General features: G+C 57.3%; 13 protein-coding genes. 8 read left to right on the forward strand and 5 right to left on the reverse strand.

Translation table 11 applies throughout. The features are described 5' to 3' along the window. Positions 1-6: 6 nt before the first annotated feature. Positions 7-930, reverse strand: a complete 924-nt coding sequence (gene nudC / locus H2O17_RS09350) for an NAD(+) diphosphatase (protein WP_182049425.1) — start codon at positions 928-930, stop codon at positions 7-9. A gap of 190 nt (positions 931-1,120) precedes the next feature. Here nudC and glgX point away from each other — a divergent pair, with 190 nt between their 5' ends. The 3 genes from glgX (at position 1,121) to H2O17_RS09365 (ending at position 5,360) form a co-directional block, all read left to right on the forward strand. After that, on the forward strand, positions 1,121-3,310 hold the full coding sequence (gene glgX / locus H2O17_RS09355) for a glycogen debranching protein GlgX (protein WP_281363085.1): 2,190 nt from the start codon (positions 1,121-1,123) through the stop codon (positions 3,308-3,310). A 71-nt stretch (positions 3,311-3,381) separates the two neighbouring features. Next, the gene (gene trpS, locus H2O17_RS09360) at positions 3,382-4,488 is read left to right on the forward strand and encodes a tryptophan--tRNA ligase (protein ID WP_182049426.1); all 1,107 of its coding nucleotides are present in this window, start codon (positions 3,382-3,384) and stop codon (positions 4,486-4,488) included. Positions 4,489-4,508: 20 nt separating this feature from the next. Beyond that, positions 4,509-5,360, forward strand: a complete 852-nt coding sequence (locus tag H2O17_RS09365) for an IclR family transcriptional regulator (protein WP_182049427.1) — start codon at positions 4,509-4,511, stop codon at positions 5,358-5,360. Between the two features lie 89 nt (positions 5,361-5,449). On the opposite strand, the gene codA is transcribed toward H2O17_RS09365, so the two are convergent. The 3 genes from codA to H2O17_RS09380 all read right to left on the reverse strand — a co-directional run bounded on the left by codA (position 5,450) and on the right by H2O17_RS09380 (position 8,883). Then, the gene (gene codA / locus H2O17_RS09370) at positions 5,450-6,724 is read right to left on the reverse strand and encodes a cytosine deaminase (protein ID WP_182049428.1); all 1,275 of its coding nucleotides are present in this window, start codon (positions 6,722-6,724) and stop codon (positions 5,450-5,452) included. Then, on the reverse strand, positions 6,694-7,500 hold the full coding sequence (locus H2O17_RS09375; RefSeq protein WP_262486065.1) for a creatininase: 807 nt from the start codon (positions 7,498-7,500) through the stop codon (positions 6,694-6,696). Before H2O17_RS09375 ends, codA begins: the two co-directional genes overlap by 31 nt. Positions 7,501-7,563: 63 nt before the next feature. Further along, on the reverse strand, positions 7,564-8,883 hold the full coding sequence (locus tag H2O17_RS09380; RefSeq protein ID WP_246311220.1) for an MFS transporter: 1,320 nt from the start codon (positions 8,881-8,883) through the stop codon (positions 7,564-7,566). A 365-nt stretch (positions 8,884-9,248) separates the two neighbouring features. Between H2O17_RS09380 and H2O17_RS09385 the strand changes: the two genes are divergently transcribed. From H2O17_RS09385 to H2O17_RS09405, 5 genes are all read left to right on the forward strand, one after another. Beyond that, on the forward strand, positions 9,249-11,357 hold the full coding sequence (locus H2O17_RS09385) for a maltotransferase domain-containing protein (RefSeq protein ID WP_316932612.1): 2,109 nt from the start codon (positions 9,249-9,251) through the stop codon (positions 11,355-11,357). Next, positions 11,357-13,057: a maltose alpha-D-glucosyltransferase gene (gene treS, locus H2O17_RS09390; protein WP_182049430.1), complete on the forward strand. Its 1,701-nt coding sequence runs from the start codon at positions 11,357-11,359 to the stop codon at positions 13,055-13,057. The genes H2O17_RS09385 and treS overlap by 1 nt, the downstream gene beginning before the upstream one ends. A gap of 64 nt (positions 13,058-13,121) precedes the next feature. Continuing rightward, positions 13,122-14,441: a phosphotransferase gene (locus H2O17_RS09395; RefSeq protein ID WP_182049431.1), complete on the forward strand. Its 1,320-nt coding sequence runs from the start codon at positions 13,122-13,124 to the stop codon at positions 14,439-14,441. A gap of 65 nt (positions 14,442-14,506) precedes the next feature. After that, positions 14,507-16,840 carry a 1,4-alpha-glucan branching protein GlgB gene (gene glgB / locus H2O17_RS09400; protein WP_182049432.1) on the forward strand — a complete coding sequence of 778 codons (2,334 nt, stop codon included), beginning with the start codon at positions 14,507-14,509 and terminating at the stop codon, positions 16,838-16,840. A gap of 417 nt (positions 16,841-17,257) precedes the next feature. After that, entirely contained in the window at positions 17,258-18,274 is a 1,017-nt protein-coding gene (locus H2O17_RS09405) for a LacI family DNA-binding transcriptional regulator (protein WP_182049433.1), read from the forward strand. 121 nt (positions 18,275-18,395) lie between these two features. On the opposite strand, the gene H2O17_RS09410 is transcribed toward H2O17_RS09405, so the two are convergent. Then, the gene (locus H2O17_RS09410; protein ID WP_182049434.1) at positions 18,396-19,325 is read right to left on the reverse strand and encodes a co-chaperone YbbN; all 930 of its coding nucleotides are present in this window, start codon (positions 19,323-19,325) and stop codon (positions 18,396-18,398) included.

Below are 19,325 nucleotides of genomic sequence, written 5' to 3' on the forward strand. Positions count from 1 at the left end.
ACATCACTAGCGTGCCATGACCTCAGCGAAGGTGGTACCCAACCAATCCTGCACGAGGCTTGCAGCCACTGAGGTGGGAGTTGGCATCGAAATGGTGCCCGCCCTTAGCTCCTCCGTGAACTCATCCCGGGAAAAGAAATGGGCGTGCGCCATCTCTTTACCGTCCACAGCCAAGTCTGACTCGCCCGCCTCTGTCCAACCGTTGAAAGCCAGCATAAGGGAGCGTGGGAATGGCCACGGCTGCGAGCCGAAGTATTCGACCCTTGCCACGGGAATCCGAGTCTCTTCAAAGACCTCGCGGCGCACTGCGCTCTCAAGCGTCTCACCCGCCTCCACGAATCCGGCAAGCACGGAATAACGCCCCGGGCCCCACGCAGCATTTCTGCCGAGCAACAGCCGATCATTCTGATCGTGAATTGCCATGATGACTGCCGGATCCATCCGTGGGTACAGAATGTGGTGATTTGCGCACTCCTCCTCCCACCCGGAAAAGCGCACTTCAACCGGTTCCCCGCATTGTGGGCAGAAGCGTGCATCGCGGCGCCACTGAAGCACAGCCACACCAGAGACCGCGAGCGCAGTATCCACATCGTTCCACTCGTGCGCCCAGAACCTCACGGGCCGCATGAGCGGCACGCGTGGTGGCTGCACGTCCCCTTCAGGGATCTGGCCCGTGACATCGCAGGCAAAGTAACGCCATTGCGCATCCCGGCCCAGATAAGCCGACGACGACGTCCCCCACATGGCCGCATCATCTCGGCTGAGTTTGAGAAGACTTTGTGGATCTTGAGGATCCACCGCCACTTCTGAACCCGAAACCAAGATAAAACGCGCCTGACTCGACGCCCGCGCACTGGCAAGCGCACGCGAATCCATCCGCGTGAGCTCATCGCGGTCAATATAGCCTCGCGCTAAGCTCAGCTTCGCCACATCTCTCATTAGTTACCCCGCCTCCGGTCCAACTCTATGACACCAAAGTGTGAGATCAGTTCTACGAACGGTGGCGAAATGAACAGTTGCCGGGATTCTTTGGAATACTTACAGGGTGACTTATCCGGCAACCAAGATTATTGCGGGCTCTCAGTATCATTTCAGAGAGCCCGAACCGAGTACCCCCGCTGTGAACAGGCCGATCAGGCTGGGCGCGTATCTTGTGTCTGATGGTGCAGATTTCGCAGTGAGAGCGCCACAGGCTTCGGCAGTGGAGTTGTGCCTTATCGACGGCGATGCTGGGAATCTCACGGAACGACGTTACTCACTGCGCGGTGCTCTTGGCGTATGGTCCGGTCACGTTGCCGATGTTTGCGCCGGCCAAAGGTACGGTTTCAGAGTCCACGGGCGCTGGGAGCCAGAGATCGGACTTCGTCAAAATCCGGCCAAGCTGCTTCTGGATCCGTACGCAAAAGCAATAACTGGAACCCCTATACTTGACCCTTCGCTCTTCGGACATCGCGTTGACCTGCAACTCAGACCTGTTGGTTCCACGACCGTTCCAGATGATCGCGACTCAGCAGCCAGCATGGCTTACGGGGTCGTCGTCGAAGGAAATGGGCCCTTCATTTCAGAAGACTGTCTGAGCGGCACAGCAGATTTCCCTATTTCTCACCCCAGCACGGACTGGAACTCCACCATCATCTACGAGGCGCACGTCAAAGGTCTGACGATGCTTGACCCTTTGGTCCCCGAGGAACTCCGTGGAACCTATGCCGGTGCTGGCCACCCCGCCACAATCAAGCGGCTTCAGGAGTTGGGAATCACCGCACTCGAACTCCTTCCCATCCATGCCAACATGGCCGAATCCTTCTTGACGCAGAAGGGACTCACGAACTACTGGGGATACAACACCCTGAATTTCTTCGCTCCCGAACCCTCCTACGCAACTCAAGCGGCTCGCGAGGCCGGGCCGGTCGCCGTCGTCGCCGAAGTGAAGAACATGGTTCGGTCCTTGCACGAAGCGGGAATCGAAGTCATTCTCGACGTCGTCTACAACCACACGTGCGAAGCGGGGATTGATGGCCCCACTGTCTCGTGGCGGGGTTTGGACCAGACCTCCTACTACCTCCAAGAGCCTACTGACCGGTCCCAGATCATGGACACCACGGGCTGCGGCAACTCACTCGATTTCCGCCGCCAGAAAGTTGTCAAGCTTGCTCTGGACTCAATGAGGTACTGGGTCACCAACATTGGCGTGGACGGATTCCGCTTCGATTTGGCCGTAACGCTTGGGCGCAATGGTGAGCAGTTCGATAACCACCATCCATTTCACATGGGGCTGACTACCGACCCCGTTCTCTCGGCCGTAAAGATCATCAACGAACCGTGGGATTTGGGGCCAAATGGTTGGCAAACCGGCCGTTTCATTACTCCCACCGCCGATTGGAACGATCATTTCCGCGATACTGTTCGCAGCTTCTGGGTGGCCGAACCTCGATCTATGGCCACGGGTGGGACAGGCGAGGACTTGCGAGACTTAGCCACTCGCCTCTCCGGTTCGGCTGATCTCTTTGGGCACGGCCGGATTCCGGGCGGACGGGGCACATTTGCCTCCATCAACTTCGTTACCGCTCACGATGGGTTCACACTGCGTGATCTGGTCTCCTACGACCACAAGCACAATGAAGCGAACCTCGAGAACAATCGCGATGGCTCAAATGACAACAAGTCGTGGAATCACGGCTGGGAGGGAAGCGAACCTGATCAGGACGGGCGGGAATTACCTGAAACGGTAATGAATGCTCGCCGGCGCAGCATGCGTAACCTCTTAGGAACTCTCATCCTCTCCAGCGGAACCCCCATGCTCACTGCAGGCGATGAGCACGCCCGTACTCAAGGCGGAAACAATAACTCCTACTGTCAAGACAATGAAATCTCCTGGATTGATTGGCACCTCGAGCCGTGGCAAGAAGACCTGCGCGCCACGGTGGCCTATCTCATTGCTCTGCGTCAAGGTAACAAAGTGCTGCGGCCAGAAACCTTCTACTCTGAAGGCGCAGTGGATCAGGACTTCATCCACGACCTCCAGTGGCTCGACGCCTCGGGAAATCCCATGCCGGAACACAAGTGGTTCGACATTCACAACCGAACTTTGCAGATGTTCCGTTCAGGCAGGAAAACCAGTCCGGACGCACTCATGGTTCTCAATGGTGCAGCCAACCGCGTACCGGTGGTGCTGCCTCGTGGACGCGATCTCCCGTTCACTCTGGTATGGGAGTCCACATGGGAACGCCCGCACAGCCACCTCGACGTGTTCATCCCTCACGCTGTGACGGCAATTGCGCCGTTCTCCATGCAGCTGTACCTGACAAAGTGAACCGGGGCCGACCGAGTCCTGTGGCACTCTGAGATACGATCTACCAGTACGCGCAAGCAGAAAAGGACATCATGACCAACAGCTTCGAATCAGATCTCGAAAACTCCACGAGTGATGCCTCGCTCTCACACAGCCGGGCATTGAGCGAGAAGATCGAGGCAGGTATCGCCAAGGACCCAAGCGAGTTCCGCGTTCTGACGGGCGATCGCCCCACTGGCAACCTTCACATTGGTCACTACTTCGGTTCACTGCGGAATCGCGTGCGTCTCCAACGTGCCGGTGTAGAGACGTGGCTGGTCATTGCCGACTTCCAAGTGATCACGGATCGCGACGGCGTCGGCCCAATCCGCGAGCGTGTCTACTCACTTCTGGCCGACTACTTGGCTGTGGGCATCGACCCTGAGAAAGCAGTTATCTTTCCGCACTCGCAGGTCGAGGGCCTCAATCAACTTCTGCTTCCATTCCTTTCCTTGGTCACAGACGCCGAACTACGCCGCAACCCCACCGTCAAGGCTGAACTTGATGCCACCGGAAACCGTCCGATGTCCGGACTCCTGCTCACCTATCCTGTTCATCAGGCAGCAGACATCCTCTTCTGCAAGGCGAATCTAGTACCCGTGGGCAAGGATCAGCTTCCTCACCTCGAACAAGCACGTGTGATTGCTGACCGCTTCGACTCACGCTACGGGCGCCCAGCAGGCGCCGAGAAGCCAATTTTCCCCCGCCCGCAGGCTCTCCTCTCCGAAGCGGAAACCGTGCTCGGATTGGATGGCACCAAGATGAGCAAGTCCAAGGGCAACACCATCGAGTTGGGCATGACTGCAGATCAAACAGCCAAGCTTGTCAAGAAAGCTGTGACCGATTCGGAACGCACGATAACGTACGATCCTGCCGGGCGCCCTGAAGTGGCAAACCTCCTGCTTCTGGCAGCACTATGCCAAGATCGCGATCCCAGCACTATTGCCGACGAAATCGGAAATGGTGGCGCCGGAACCCTCAAGAAGGTCGTCACTGAGTCACTCAATGAACTTCTGGCACCCATTCGCGAGCGCCGGGCCGAACTGGCTGCGAACGAGGATTATCTCCGCGAGGTTCTTCAACGCGGAATCGAACGCGCAAACGAACAAGCGGAGGCCACCCAGGCCGAAGTGCGTGAAGCCATGAACATGGTGTACTGACGCACGTGCGGGAGGAATCTGTGTTGCACGATAAGGGCGGTGAAGCAGCGCCCTTCGAGGAATATGAGAACTCTGCACTGCTGCGTTTTGGCTCGCAAGATGTGCCCGCCTCGTCCATGGTTAATGGGTTCCGAGTTCTCGAGAGCTTTGCGGGTGGTGAACCCTTGCTCGGTGTCAGTGAAGTCGCCCGCAGGGTGAACCTCAGCAAGAGCACAGTTTCTCGCATCATGGCGACCCTAGCCCGCATGGGTTACCTCGCCAAGGACTCCAATGCGGACAAGTACCGCCTTGGCGTTTCGCTCCTCATGCTCGCCGCTCCCCTGCTGGATTCTCTCGACATCCGGGTTGCCGCCCACCCTCATTTGCTCAAAGCGACAGAGGCGACTGGCGAGACAAGTGCTCTGGCCGTAGTGGAGCACGAAACACTCGTCGTCGTCGATCAAGTGCCGAGCCCAAAGCTCATTCGTCATACCCAAAGCTTGGGAACGCAATACCACGACTGGGGATCGGCCTCGGTGCGCGTAGCCCTCGCATACATGGAGAGCGATCAGGCACAGGCATTGCTATCGTCTGGCGCTGTGGATGGAGTCCCCCACCGCATCTCCAAGACCGGTGTGAAGAGGCTCCTCCAGGAGCTCAGCGACGTCAAGGCAACGGGTTACGCGATTAACGACGGCGACTCCGACCCCCTCGAGTTCGCAGTTTCTGCGCCGGTGTTTGATCTTGAGGCCAATTTGGCCGGGACTGTCGTGGTATCTGCGCCGCGTGTTCGAGTCACTGAGGAGCTCCGCACACAGATTATCGAGACCACGGTATCGAGTGCTCAGGGGATTTCGCGCCGTCTGAGCGGGCGGCCATCTCCCAATGCTTGACTAGCGCGGGGTTGGGGGTGGCGATCACCGGTCGCCACCCCCAACCAACGTTTGCCCCACAAAGTACCCTCACTACTCGTGACCGGCGATTACCATGCACCGCCAGCCATTAGGCTGAAATCGGATGTTATCCGCGCTGGCTCCCGCGAGAACAACGTGCGGCCATGGCGCACCGAACGAATGACGTCACTTCGACGCCGCAAGGCGTCGAAGGCTGAGGGAGCATCCAGCACCACGAAGTTGGCAGGCTTGCCCCTCCCGATTCCGTATTCCTCTAGCCCCAGCGTGATGGCTCCATTAGTCGTGATGAGGTCAAATGCCGTGTCCAATGCGTCAAGTGACATGAGCTGGCTGACATGCACGGCAAAGTCCAAAACATTGAGCATGCTTCCGTCACCCAGTGGATACCACGGGTCGCAGATGGAGTCTTGACCGAGAGAGACGTTTACTCCCTCATCGAGCAGTTCCTTAACTCGGGTAACCCCGCGCCGCTTCGGATATGTATCTTGGCGTCCCTGAAGGTAGAGATTTTCGGCAGGGGCCACCGCAAAGTTGATCTGAGACATCTTGAGGAGCCGGAGCAACTTGAAGAAGTAGGCGTTGTCCGCGCTACCCAACGAACAGGTGTGGCTCGCCGTCGTCCTGGTGCCCATGTCCTCAGCATGGACCAGAGCAGCCAACGTCTGAAGGTGGCGCGACATCGGATCGTCGGTCTCATCACAGTGCACATCAATGCGCTTCCCATAGCGGACAGCGAGATCCACGATGTGGCGCAAAGACTGGGCACCATCAGCATCGGTCAGCTCGTAGTGCGGGATCGCCCCCACCGCATCGGCGCCCATCTTGAGAGCTTCTTCAACCAGTTCCGCACCGCGAGGGAATCCCAGCAGCCCCTCCTGAGGGAAGGCTACGATCTGGATATCCACCAGATCGCGCATCTCCTCGCGCAGCTCAAGCATTGCGCTGAGCGCTGTCAGGCTTGGATCTGTGACGTCAACATGCGAACGAATATGTTGGGTTCCTCCAAGTACCTCTTCGCGAATAGCACGCGAGGCGCGTTCCTTGACTGATTCGACTGTGGCTGTCTGCTTCACATCGTGCCACCGGCTTATTCCTTCAAAGAGCGTGCCTGTGGAGTTCTCAGCGGCCTCGAAGTGTGAGGTGTACACGTAGTCAAGGTGTAAGTGGGTGTCGCAGAAGGGCGAACTGACCAACCTTCCCTCGAGATCGATACTGTTGGAACCCGGTGCGATTACTGCATTGGCATCAGCGGACCGGATTTGACCAAATCGACCATCTTCAACGTCAAAGTCAAAGAGACCTTGTTTTCCAATCAGTTGTGCATTGCGATAGCAAATGGCCATGCTGCGTCAAACTCCTTTTCGCACGCTCTGTAAATACTCTCCACAGCATCCTTGAGGATGAGTTCTCCCTTTTCTGCCGTTGAACCAACTGCAGGGGAGAGATTGCCTTCGATGGGAACATCACCCTTCTTGAGAGGGAACCTCAGGTAGGCGGGCGGCACAAACTCGAGACCACTAGAAGGGATTCGTTCTGTCCGCACAAGTTCAGGGGCCAGAGCCAACATGAGGGAGGTCTCTGTGACTCCGCCATGCTCAAGGGCCCATCCGGGAAAGTCGCTGGCATCGAAGCAAGCGTTGATGGTTTCGGGCGTCAGCCCATCCCACCAGTTGGTTTGGATACACTGCACGTTCGCGCCCGAACCGGCCGCTTCCATTGCCAAACACATACCTTCGGTGATGAATGGATCGTTCTCGAAATGTGCGTTGACTATGAGGATGTTCCTCCTTCCATCGGCGATGAGTTCGAGCAAGACATCGCGCACAAGTGCAATGACGGTGCTGCCGGAGAGGTCAATAGTTCCTGGGAAGAGCGCACCTCCTCCAGACTTCGGGTTCGAACGGTAACCGTACTGAATGGTTGGGTACACAACGGCGGGCAGTACCGCGGCCAATCGCAGTGCGAGCCCCTCGGCAATCGTTGCATCCGTGCAGTAAGGGAGGCACGGCCCGTGCTGTTCGGTGGATCCTATGGGCAGGATCGCTGGCATCCCCTCAGTCTGAGAGAGGTCCTCTAGAGTAAGAGAGGATAAACGAGTCGGGATCGGGTTCACAGTCATCAAAAGCTTTCTCTTTCGTCGTGTGGTGGCAAAGCGAATCTGCTCGCTTCAGTGCTGCTGGCATCAGGCATTGGAGGAGAGGTCCGTGCGAACGTGCGTACTCCGAACTGCAAAGAAGGCGATTGCCGCAATGGCGGTCACATACCATGCCGGAGCCATTGGTGTACCGAGTGCCTTGATGAGCACCGTAGCAACCAGAGGAGCTGTGCCACCAAAGATCGCATTGGCGAAGTTGAAACTCACCGCAAAGCCAGACAGGCGAACTTCCGTTGGGAAGGTTTCAGGCACATAGCTGACCAAATTGCCGTCATTGAGTGCAAGCAGTGCGGCCATTCCAAGTTCCGCAACGAAGATCGCCACCACTGCGCCCGTCCCCAGTAGAACAAATGCGGGGACCGAGAGAAGGACGAACAGGCCACAACCAAGCAGCATCACGCGCTTACGTCCAAACCGATCGGAGTATGCGCCAGCCAAAAGCACGAATGCCACATAGGCGATGAGGGTTGTTGTGGTCGCAGCCCCCGAAATAGTGCTGTCGACGTTGAGTTCATCCGTGAGGTAAGTGGGAAGATATGTCAGGACGATGTAGTAACCCACAGCGTTGAGTACGCACACGCCAAGGGCATTGATCAGGGGACGTGGGTACTTCGTGACCAGTGTCTTCAGCGGCGTTTCCTCATTGCTATCTTGGCTGTGCTGCAGATCCACAAAGATGGGCGACTCAGTCAGATGCTTGCGAAGCACGAAGGCGGCCAAACCGAGTGGTCCAGCTAGGAGGAAGGGCACGCGCCATCCCCAGCTGTCCATCGCGCTACTCGAGAGAAGCGAAGATTCAAAGAGCCAGAATGCGGATCCAGCCATGAGTCCGAGAGCCGTGGAGGCCGGAACAAGTGCCACTGCGAGTCCGCGACGCTTTGGCCCAACCGACTCACTCAGGAATGTTGCTGCTCCGGCGTACTCACCTGCGGCCGAAAAACCTTGGACCATACGCAGGACAAGAAGAAGGCCAGGAGCCAAGAGGCCGATCGAGTCGAATCCCGGCAACACACCGATGAGGAAGGACGCACCGGACATGAGGAGGATTGAGTGCAGCAGCGTTTCCTTTCGTCCATTCTTGTCTCCGAAGTGACCCCAGTAGAACGCACCTATGGGGCGCATGATGAAGGAGATCGCAAACACGGCATAGGTACGGATGAGGGACACGGTATCGTCACCGCTTGGGAAGAAGACTCCCGCTATGACAGTTGCGAAGTACGCGTAGGTTGCGTAGTCGAACCATTCAATGAAGTTTCCGAGAAAGGAAGAGGAAGCAAGCTTGATCATTCCTGCGCGGCGGTCGGGATCGACCGCACTGTCTTGTGGTCTGGTCATGGTATCGGTCATTTCAGCGTTCCTTCACCATCGTCATTATGTTGCATGATGCGCAACAGTGTTGCGCTATGAAGAACGATAAGGAGTTCGCATTTCCGGTCGGTTACGACGCCGATACAGTGCCATTACAGATGTTTCACCCGGGAACCCACGCAGAGACCCACACAGGCAGGCAGGCATGGCAAAGCACGTGCACCACTTCTCTTCACGCCGCGTCGAAAGCCGATAATGAGTTCCGATGCCCTAAGCAGAATGCACCGCCACACCACCGGCCAGCTGAACCCCCTCTCCAAACCTCGGCACTCTCAGTTCCGTAACCCGATGGACGCGCGAACTTGAGCGCTGCATCACGGGCCAAAACCACTTAGGCTGAGAGTGTGAGCACATACGAATCTCTCCGCAAGGACCCCTCGGACTCCAGTCAGACGGATGGGGCGTCGGCAACACGTGCGCAAACAGCGTCAGAACCTGCGCTATTTGACCGCACGTTTGTGCCCGCCATCGGGCGCATTCCGATCATGGACGTAACGCCGTGTATCGAGAACGGTCGGCTGGCAGCCAAGGGTAGCGAACACGAGTCGTTTCCCGTGCGGGCAACGGTGTTCCGCGAGGGCCACGACCTATTCGGCGCGGAAGCCGTGCTTGTTGACCCCTCAGGAGTTGAGGTTCAGCGTTCACCGATGGTCAACACGAAGCCTGGTTTGAATAGATATGAAGGCTGGTTGACGCCCAGTTATCCTGGCGCATGGGGTTTCTTCGTCAGGGCGTGGTCAGATCCGTATGCCACATGGGAGCACAATGCACGGATCAAGGTGGCTGCAGCATCCGACATCGATCTGGTGTTCCTCGAAGCTGAAGTGCTCTTCCGCCGCGCCCTCGAGGCGATTCCCGAAGGGACGCCCCACGCAGTCACCCTAATCTCAGTGCTCTCCGAGGTGGCAAACTCACGCCAGCCCGCTCCTGTTCGGCTTGCAGCGGCTTGTTCGCCTCAAGTTGAAGAGGCGATGGCGGCGCATCCAGTACGCGACTTCGTTACCACATCTCATGTTCTTCCGATTAACGTGGATCGCGAGCGCGCCTTAGCAGGGGCTTGGTACGAGTTCTTCCCGCGTTCGGCTGGTGCGTATAGGAACGACGACGGCACGTGGGTCTCTGGCACATTGCGCACAGCAACACAGGAACTTGACCGCATCGCACGTATGGGATTCGATGTCGCATACCTGACACCGATCCATCCCATTGGTACCACCAACCGCAAGGGACGCAACAACACGCTCATCGCGGCGCAGGGTGATCCAGGTTCGCCCTACGCCATTGGTTCTGCAGCCGGTGGTCATGATGCCATCGAACCCACACTCGGAACCTTTGAGGATTTCGATGCCCTCGTGGATCACGCACACGAGTTGGGCATGGAGGTGGCTCTTGATTTTGCCTTGCAATGCTCGCCGGACCACCCCTGGCTGAAGGAACATCCGGAATGGTTCACCACCCGGGCTGACGGTACGATCGCATTCGCTGAGAATCCACCCAAAAAGTACCAAGATATTTATCCACTCAATTTCGATAACGATCCCGAAGGGATCTACCGGGAGATCTATCGAATCCTCGAGCTGTGGGTATCACATGGCGTCACAATCTTCAGGGTGGATAATCCTCATACGAAGCCGGTGGCTTTCTGGGAACGCATCCTCGCCCAGTTCCGGATAGAGCATCCTGAGATTCTGTTTCTCGCTGAAGCGTTCACCGCTCCCCCGATGCTGCACGGCTTGGGCGCTGCCGGATTCCATCAGTCCTACTGCTACTTCCCATGGCGAAATGAGAAGGAAGAACTTGAGGATTACCTCCTCGAACTCGGTCACGAATCAGATCACCTCGTTCGCCCTGCATTCTGGCCCACGACTCATGACATTCTCACGCCTTACATGCAGCGAGGCCCTCGGCCGTTCGCAATTCGCGCAGTACTCGCCGCCACAGGATCTCCAACCTATGGCATCTACTCTGGATACGAGTTTGCTGAGGACGTGCCTCGCCCGGGATTCGAAGAACAGATCGACAACGAGAAGTATGAGTTCAAGCCGCGCGATTGGGCAGCCGCGGAGAGTCTGGGTATTTCTCATCTTCTGGGTACGCTCAACAGCATCCGGCATCGCCACACGGCGCTTTCACGGCTGCGGGGAATCGTCATCAACAAGACCTCTGATCCGAACATCATCTGCTACACGCGTTTCGCGCGCCCAGAAGAGTGCCCTGACGGGCAATTCGACGCCATCATCACGGCCGTCAATCTGGATCCTGAATCCCCGCACGCTGCTCAGATTGAGCTGGATCTAGGCCCCTTTGGTCTCACAGCAGATGGGAGTGAAGCCCCCATCATCGAAGTGACGGATGAGCTTTCCGGAAACGTGTTCCAGTGGAACGACCACCCGTTTGTAATTCTTGATCCGAGCTGGCAGTTTGCTCACGTACTCAGCATTAGGAACCTGTAGTGCCCACATCCCTCTCACCAGATCCCGAATGGTTCCGCCACGCCGTCTTCTATGAAGTGTTGCTCCGTGCCTTTGGAGACTCCGATGGCAGTGGGTCCGGCGATATTCAAGGCCTGATCAAGCATCTCGATTACCTCGAATGGCTCGGAATTGACTGCCTTTGGCTTCCGCCTTTCTACCCTTCGCCTATGCGCGATGGCGGCTACGACATCTCAGATTTCAGCTCGGTTCATCCCCAGTACGGATCGATGGACGACTTCAAAGATCTGGTGAGCAAGGCCCATGAACGTGGAATCCGAATCATCATCGACCTCGTCATCAACCACACATCTGACGAGCACCCATGGTTTCATTCATCCCGATCGAATCCTGACGGACCATACGGCGATTTCTATGTGTGGCGCGACGAGAACACCGGGTACCAGGATGCCCGCATTATCTTTATTGACACCGAGGAATCGAACTGGACGTTCGATCCCGTGCGCCGCCAGTACTTCTGGCACAGGTTCTTTTCTCACCAGCCAGACCTCAACTTTGAGAATCCCAAGGTTCGCGAGGCAATCATCAATGTGGCGCGCGATTGGGGCAAGCTGGGTATAGACGGTTTTCGGCTCGACGCCGTTCCCTACCTCTTCGAGGAGGAGGGAACTAACTGCGAAAACCTGCCACGCACCCATGAGTTTCTCGCAGAGTTACGCAGTGTCATAGATCGGGAGTTTCCGGGCACCATTCTGCTGGCTGAAGCCAACCAATGGCCCAATGACGTGGTTCCTTACTTCGGGACGGATGAGGAACCCGAGTGTCACATGTGTTTCCACTTTCCCGTGATGCCACGGATCTTCTATGCGCTGCGGGACCAACGCGCCACCGCGCTGCGCACGATCCTTCATGACACCCCGCCCGTGCCAGCTGGCGGCCAATGGGGAACCTTTCTGCGCAACCATGACGAGCTCACCCTCGAAATGGTCTCAACCGAGGATCGCGCTCGTATGTACTCCTGGTATGCGGAGGATCCGCGGATGCGTGCGAATGTTGGGATTCGGCGTCGCTTGGCTCCCCTCCTCGGAAACTCGCGCGCAGAGATCGAACTAGCCCACGCCCTCTTGTTTTCTCTACCCGGTTCGCCATGTCTGTACTACGGCGACGAGATCGGAATGGGCGACAACATCTGGCTTTCGGATCGCGACGGCGTCCGCACGCCAATGCAATGGAACCCAGATAGAAATGCCGGCTTCTCAGTTTCCGATCCTGGCAAGCTGTATTTGCCAGTCATCGGATCGCTCGTATACAACCACGTGGCTGTGAACGTGGAGTCCCAGATCAGCCAGCCTGCTTCCCTCCTCCACTGGCTTCACGGAATACTTGACGTACGGCGAAGGCTCCCGGTGCTTGGAGACGGGACCTTCACAATGCTAGAAGTGGACAACGAGGCCGTACTTGCGTTCATCAGGCGAAACGCGAACTCCACAATGCTCTGCATATTCAACCTCGCAAACACCGCGCGCGCGGGCAGAATCAAGCTTCAGAAGTTTGTAGGATGGCATGCGGCAGACGTATTCGGTGGCGCCGGGTTTCCAACCGTTTCCAGCGACTATACTGTCACTCTCGGGGCCAGACAGTTCCTGTGGCTAAGTCTCACTGGACCGGCACATTCTGTTCCGGCTCCGATTGAGGGGATCACCCCAAACCCAGCGCCGTGACTGAGAATGGTCCGGCATCTGAACCGTGCCAGCCACCCGCTGGCGTAGGAGGAACACAACCGCAATGGAGCCCGACAGTCCGAGCCTACCTGCACCTTCTGACCTAGCCACAGCGATCCAACCGTGGGTTGCATCGGCCCGCTGGCACTTTGGCGATACCGCACACGTGAAGCCATACCACGTTGCCATTCTCGACTCAGCACCCAACGCATTCGCCATCTGGTTTGTTGCCGACGACGGCCTGCGCTACAACATTCCGTTGGTTCTACGTATCCGTGGCTCGTACCGTGCTGAGGCCGCCGCTCCTTCACCTGTGGGGACATTCCAGGAATGGGACATCTTCGATGCCACTGATGATCCGGAAGGGCAGCGGCTTATCCTCGAGCGATCAATCGCTCCATCACCGCACAACCCGCTGATTGCCCATTCGATCAATACAGTTGGTTCGGTTGTTGCCGCACGGCGCCTCACATCTGAGCAATCCAATACCTCGATCATCTACGATCTGGAGGACGGAAGCCGCATCATCATCAAGGTGTTCCGGGTATTCACGCCCGGGCACAACCCCGATGTGGAGCTTCAGCAGGCTCTCGGTTCCACGGGCACCGTTCCACGCCAGTATGGATCCGCCCAACTGGAGATAGAAGGTGGGGTGGCCGACGTCGTCGTCGTACAGGAATTCTTGACCGGAACCACTGACGCGTGGCAGGTCATCACGCAAGATCTCAAGGATTGTGACGGAACTCTGGGCGCCCTAGGGCCGCAGATTACTGATCTTGGCAGGCTCACCCGGCGTTTCCACACCGCACTTGCGGAGGCGTTCCCAACTGTCCATGCCGATGCGCAACACATCACCGCCATCCGTGATTCGTGGGCACAACGGGCGGCAGCGGCCATTGCCGCAGTGCCGGAACTTGGGGAATTCGAAGGCCAAATTGAGATGGTCTATACGGCAACGGCCCACGTCAACTGGCCTGATCTCCAGCGAATCCACGGTGACTATCACTTGGGTCAAGTACTCAACGCCGCCGGGCGCGGTTGGTTTGCCCTCGACTTTGAAGGAGAACCATTGCGGCCACTCGCGGAGCGGACGCAGCCAGATCTTGCTCTGCGCGACGTCGCGGGAATGCTGCGTTCCTTCGACTATGCTGTGGGCTCGGCAGAACTGGATGGCGGAGACCGGGAGGCACTCGCATCGTGGGGCGAGGCAGCTCGCGAAGCTTTCCTTTTCGGATATGGCACTCTGGATGAGGAAGAGCAGGTACTGCTCGACGCATTGATGCTGGACAAGGCGCTCTACGAGGTTTCCTACGAAGTTGCGCAACGCCCAACATGGTTGCCAATTCCAGTTGCTGGGGTCAAAAGGATTCTCCACTCCAATTAGGGAGGGAGCAGCCAAGCTACGGCATTTGCCCAACGAGTTGGGCTCGATTATGGGAGACTCAAGACATGAACGCACTGGACTTTGTCACCGTACCCACCCACGTCCTGGACGCCGTCGCTGATGGCTGGTATCACTCGCCGCATGACATTCTGGGCCCACACCTAGGTGATGAGTCCATAACGGTGCGCACCCTGCGGCGTCTGGCCGACAAGGTCTTCATTGAGACGTCCGAGGGGCGCACAGAAGCTGTGCATGAGCACCGTGGAATCTGGCGTGCTGTTCTACCAGGAACAGACACCTTCGACTACCGAGTTGTCTCGGTGTACGGCGGCGTTGAACATCGATCCGACGATCCATATCGATTCCTTCCCACAGTGGGAGAAATGGACATTTACCTGTTCAACGAGGGGCGCCACGAGAAACTGTGGAAGGCGCTCGGTTCCCACGTGCGATCTTTCCCCAGCAAACTGGGTACCGTGCACGGCACAAGCTTTGCGGTATGGGCACCCCACGCCAAGGCTGTGCGCGTGACAGGCGAGTTCAATGGGTGGGATGGTTCAGTTCACGCCATGCGTACGCTCGGCGGATCCGGCATCTGGGAGTTGTTCATCCCTGGTGCATCGGAGGGAGCGCGCTATAAGTACGAAATCCAGTACTCCGATCTTTCTTGGCATCAAAAGGCAGACCCCATGGCTCGCCGTTCGGAAGAGCCTCCCTCCACAGCGTCAATAGTCTCGGAGTCCCACTTCGAATGGGAGGACGAAGGTTGGATTGAACACCGTGAGGCTCACGAAGCTACTGCTGGCCCTATGTCCGTCTACGAGATCCATCTGGGTTCTTGGCGCCCCGGACTAGACTACCGGTCAATTGCCCCCCAGCTCATCGGCCATCTGAAGTATGCGGGATTCACCCACGTCGAGTTCATGCCTCTGGCCGAACACCCCTACACGCCGTCTTGGGGATACCAAGTCACTGGCTATTATTCGCCGACGGCGAGGTTCGGTACGCCCGACGACCTGCGCTTCCTCATCTCCGAACTCCACAAGGCCGGAATCGGCGTGATTATGGATTGGGTCCCTGCTCATTTCCCGAAGGACGAATGGGCATTGGCCAACTTTGATGGCGGCCCTCTGTATGAGGACCCAAACCCTCTGCGTGCCGAACATCCCGATTGGGGAACCTTAGTCTTTGATTATGGCCGCCGCGAGGTCCGCAACTTCCTCGTAGCCAACGCACTGTACTGGCTCGAAGAGTTTCATGTTGATGGGATTCGTGTGGATGCCGTTGCCTCCATGCTTTACCTCGACTACTCACGCGAATCTGGCCAGTGGCAGCCGAACGTCTATGGTGGCCGTGAGAACCTCGAAGCAATCTCCTTCCTCCAAGAGGTCAACGCTACGGCCTATCGTGAACACCCCGGAATCGTGATGATTGCGGAGGAATCCACGTCGTGGCCAGGAGTCACAGGAATGACGGATTCTGGCGGGTTGGGATTCGGTCTCAAGTGGAACATGGGGTGGATGAACGACACCCTTCGTTACCTTGAGGAGAAGCCGATCAACCGGCGCTGGCACCACGGCGAAATAACGTTCTCACTGGTCTATGCCTTCTCTGAGCACTTCCTGCTTCCCATCTCCCACGATGAAGTGGTGCACGGCAAGGGCTCGCTCTACACCAAGATGCCTGGCGATGATTGGCAGAAGCTTGCAGGCGTACGAGGCTTCTTGGGGTACCAGTGGGCTCATCCAGGTAAGAAGCTCCTGTTCATGGGCCAAGAGTTTGCTCAAATTCAGGAATGGAACGAATCGAGGGGGCTAGATTGGTGGCTCACTGATGTTCCTTCCCATGACGGAGTTCTTTCCATGGTGAAGGCCCTCAATCAGATCTACGCGGCCTCGTCAGCGCTGTGGAGCGACGATTTTACGGGTCACGGTTTTGAGTGGATCGATGCTTCGGCTGGCGATGCCAATGTCATCTCGTTCATCAGAAAGAGTGCAGACGACAAGGAGAAGGTGGTCGTGGTCTGCAACTTCTCTGGCGTACCTCACAACGACTTCCGAGTTGGCCTTCCTGAAGGCGGCCGCTGGAATGAGATCTTCAATTCCGATGCGCTTGAATATGGCGGCTCGGGAGTCGGGAACCTCGGCGCGGTGCAAGCTGAGAACGTATCGTGGAACGACCGCCCATACTCTGCACTCGTACAACTCCCGCCGTTCGGAGTTGTGTACTTCCGCCCTGATGAGGAATCACCACGTCGCATCGATACTGCAGCAGAACGCCACCTGCTCTCTCAATCACAGAGGAAGCAGCCCCCGCTTCTGGGTTACGCAGACGCTGTAGGTGCTAATCAGACGGAGATCCCGAGTTCGTCCGAAGCGGCGGAACAACCCGAGGACTAAGTTAGAGCCTCCACGAGGCGTATTGCGATATTAGGATCAGCGGATTCTGCGAACTACGCGGAGTCCGCTGATCCGCATGTGCACCAACATGTTGCCGTATGAGCCGAATATCGCAGCTCTCAGCAGGATTGAGTTTTCGAATGCCCAACCCCCTATCACAGAATTGGCCGCTGAAAACACTTTCAACTGTTTCATACTGTAAAGAGCACTATCTGCGCCAGTTTCTGCGCCTGATTCCCCGATAATCGTGGCAAGTCCAGTTCCTTTCGTGTAACATCTTGCAAGAGGCGGATGGTGTCCGGCGTTACACTTGCCAATTCCACAGGAGCTATTGGCACGCAGTTGGGCTCTTATGGCGGCCCATCCACCCATAGACAGCTGAGTCCCCAATGATGGGGCATAGATTCTGGAGTTCACATGTCTGATCGGATTCGCTTGGCGGACCTCGCAAAACAGGCTGGCGTATCAACGGCTACGGTCTCTCGAGTTCTCAACGGAAAAGACACCGTGGCTCCCAGCACGCGAAAGGCCGTCCTTACAGCGCTAGATCTGTTGGGATACGAACGCCCCGAACGCCTGCGCCAACACCCAGGTGGTCTCATCGGGCTCATAGTGCCCGAACTCTCCAATCCGATCTTTCCGATCTTCGCTCAGGACCTTGAGAACGTCATGGCGATCTCGGGTTACACTCCACTACTGTGCACTCAGGCCGCCGGCGGAATCACAGAGGATTCCTACGTCCAGATGCTCCTAGATCAGCATGCTTCCGGCATCATCTTCGTTTCCGGTCTCCACGCAGATACAACAGCCAACATCGATCGCTATCGCAAGTTGATCGAAATGCACGTGCCCTTCGTGACAATCAATGGCGCTCATCCTTCCATCGATGCACCGGACTTTTCATCTGACGACGTCGGAGCCGTCACTCAAGCGGTTCGTCATCTTACGTCGCTCGGCCACTCTCGGATCGGCTTAGCACTCGGTCCCGGCAGATTCATTCCCTCGCAAGAGAAGGCCACTGGCTTCGTTCACGCCATGAATCAGCGATTCCCGGGCGCTCCAACACCCATCGTACAAACGTTGTACACAGTTGAAGGCGGTCAGTCGGCTGCAGCCCAGCTTCTCGAAATGGGTTGCACCGCAATCATTTGTGGTAGCGACATCATGGCGCTCGGTGCGATCCGTCATTGCGAATCGATCGGCAAGCGCGTGCCAGAAGACGTCTCGGTGACCGGGTTCGATGACTCGCCGCTCATGGCTTTCACGAACCCGCCAATGACCACGTTCCGTCAACCAGTCAAGTCCATGTGTGAAGCCGCCGTCACCACCCTGCTGGCCATGATCGATGGCGGAATGTCATCGCCTCGTTCGCTCATATTCAGATCTGAGCTGATAGTTCGAAAGACCACCTCGCGCCCACCAGAGAAGCGGTAGATCCCGAGAATCGGTGAGGCACGAAGGCAAGAGGCCACAAAGGCAAACGGCCACAAAGGCGGCCGGATAGCTCGACACACGCAACCCGATGGTGCGGTGCCACCGCGTTCAGCGCGTGCCCTTAGAACAGCGCAGAAGCTAACGCGCGGCGCGCTTGGGAAACCACAGGTTGGTCCGCACCCACAACCTCAAAGAGCTCAAGGAGGCGCTCGCGCACAGCGTTGCGTTCATCTCCACTTGTCACCTTAATGACGTCAATGAGACGGGCGAATGCGGCATCTGGATACCCGTGAAACACCTCAATATCGGCCGCGGTCATGTGCGCCGCAATATCAGTCAGCGGTGCACGCTGCGCTTCCTCGAGGGCGGCGTCGCGGTCCACCTGTTGCACGCGCATGGCCAGATCAATGTGGTCAATTCCTATGTGGGCCTCTCGAAGACTTGGATTGACCTTGAGTGCCGCTTCGAACTCCGTCCGCGCGAGTTCGGTGTTCCCTTGCTCAAGCGCAGCATAAGCTTCTGCCATATGCGGCGGAAGCGCCGGTTCCGCTGGCTCACGTGGCTCCCCGCCAGCGAGCACGCCGGTAATCCCATATTGAGCACCCACTTGAAGAACCTGATCGATTGCTGAAGGCAACTGATCATCAGCTGGGATTCCTTGGAACAGTGGAATTGGCTGGCCTTGCAGCAACAGCACCGCGGCTGGCAACCCTTCAATACCAACGGCCTGAGCCACGTCCGCGCTGGTATCTGCATTCACTCGTCCAAGCTGGAATCGCCCGGCACGATCTTGAGCCAGCTGTTGGAGCTTGCCGTCAAGAACAACAGTCTGTTCAGCCCGCGGCGTGTAGAAGTACAACACAACTGGAACACTGGCGGAGGTCTCCAGAGCGTCCCGGAGATTCAATGCGGTGACATCTATGACAAACGAACCTTCAATCGTGGCTCCACCTTCGCTCGGAGGTGTGGGCGACGATGGAGCTGCAGCGCGAGCTGCCAGACCAGAGAGATCTACTGCGCCATACATGGAGGCGTCGAATGCCGGGGTCAT

This window comes from Changpingibacter yushuensis (assembly GCF_014041995.1).
GTDB lineage: Bacteria > Actinomycetota > Actinomycetes > Actinomycetales > Actinomycetaceae > Changpingibacter > Changpingibacter yushuensis.